At 67.7% G+C, this 1519-nt stretch carries 3 protein-coding genes; all 3 read right to left on the bottom strand.

The features are described from left to right. On the bottom strand, nucleotides 1–329 hold a 329-nt coding region (locus NTX40_03035; GenBank protein ID MCX5648063.1), incomplete at its 3' end, for a DUF2304 domain-containing protein. Then, entirely contained in the window at nucleotides 329–1117 is a 789-nt protein-coding gene (locus NTX40_03030) for a glycosyltransferase family 2 protein (protein MCX5648062.1), read from the bottom strand. The genes NTX40_03030 and NTX40_03035, both read right to left, overlap by 1 nt. A 132-nt stretch (nucleotides 1118–1249) precedes the next feature. Next, the coding region (locus NTX40_03025; GenBank protein MCX5648061.1) for a hypothetical protein at nucleotides 1250–1519 on the bottom strand (270 nt) is incomplete at its 5' end.

Genomic DNA, 1519 nt, shown 5'->3' with positions numbered 1-1519 from the left:
TCCTTCAGGAGGGCCAACTCCTGCGTCAGGCCCTTCTCACGCTCCGAGTGTTTCGAGATGACCACGGAGTAGTGCAGCAAAATCGCCATCAGAAACAGGACGCACAGAAATGTCATCAGAACGGCCGGGTGAAGCGTGATCCTCATGGCCACCCATTCCAGGGCCCTCGGATAGATTCCGGAGACGAGGACAGCCACGGCCGTCAGGACCCAGAGAACGGAATACTCCTCGCGCAGGCGGCGCTTGCGAATCAGTTCGAACGTCATCAGCAGCAGCACGCCGCCCGCCAGGACCAGCGCGACACGATGCTCCCATCGAAAGAAGTACACTAGGCCACCTCCTCTTCCAGGTGCACCGGCGCCTTCACCAGGTCCATGACGACGGCCAGGAGCACCTTCGACATGTAATGGGCGCCGTGGAGCGGGCGGATGGAACTCGTCCCCTCGCGCCGCCGACGCATCGTCGCCGGCACTTCGCAAACCCGGAGGCCCTGCTTGTGCAGGAGCACCAGGGACTCCGGCTCGGGATAATCCTGGGGATACTCGGCGGCGAACAGTTGAATCGCCCGCCGGCCGGCCGCCCGGAACCCCGACGTCGGGTCCGTCACCCGCTGCCGAAGCACCAGCGAGATGACGTTCGCGAGGATCTTGATGCCGATCCACCGCATCCCCCTCGCCGTCATGCCGCGCGGCACCAGGAACCGCGACCCGATCACCAGGTCCGCCTCGCCCGCGAGGATCGGCCCCACCAGGTCCGCCAGCCGGCTCGCCCGGTGCTGGCCGTCCCCGTCAAACTGGAGCGCCACGTCGTAGCCCTCCTCGCGGGCGTAGCGGTAGCCGGTCTGCACCGCCCCGCCGATGCCCAGGTTGACGGGCAAATCTATCACGCGGGCCCCGGCCTCGCGGGAACGCAGGCTCGTCGCGTCGCGCGACCCGTCGTTCACCACCAGCACGTCCGTCCACGGGGCCCGGCCGTGGAGGTCCTCGATGACCCGCTGGATGCAATCGGCCTCGTTGTAGGCGGGGATGATGGTCAGGGCGCGGCATCCGCCGAGGTCGACCTGTCGGCTCAAGCGGCCGTTTTTCGCCCTGTCGGGCATCGTTTCCTGTTCCACCACCGCAGAGGCTCCCGGCCCCGCAAAATGCAAGGCGTTTGGGCTTAGAGGGTTGAATTCGGGTTACAGTCTAACCGGCCGGCCCCGCCGTGTCCAGCCCCTACCGGCATCGGGCGGCGGCGAGGCGAAAAGGACTCACGCCTTCTTTTGCGCGAAGGCCGTCGGAATGGCGCTTGCGCCGAGAAGCGATTCGATCCAGACGGCCGGGGCGACAGCCAGCGTCGTCGCCGCCCACATGAATCGCCGCGCGAGCGCCCCTGCCCCGCCGCCCTGTTGCTCCGCCGCCCAGAACCGCTGCGGGTCCGTCCAGGGCAGGAGGCTGATGGCGGCGGTCGGCGGATGCAGAAAACTCGTCCGATGGGCCACGCTCCGGACCGCGAAGCCCGCCGACTCCAGGAGCCGACC

Source organism: Planctomycetota bacterium (assembly GCA_026387035.1).
Taxonomy (GTDB): domain Bacteria; phylum Planctomycetota; class Phycisphaerae; order FEN-1346; family FEN-1346; genus JAPLMM01.
This window is presented reverse-complemented; position numbering and strand designations above follow the sequence as displayed.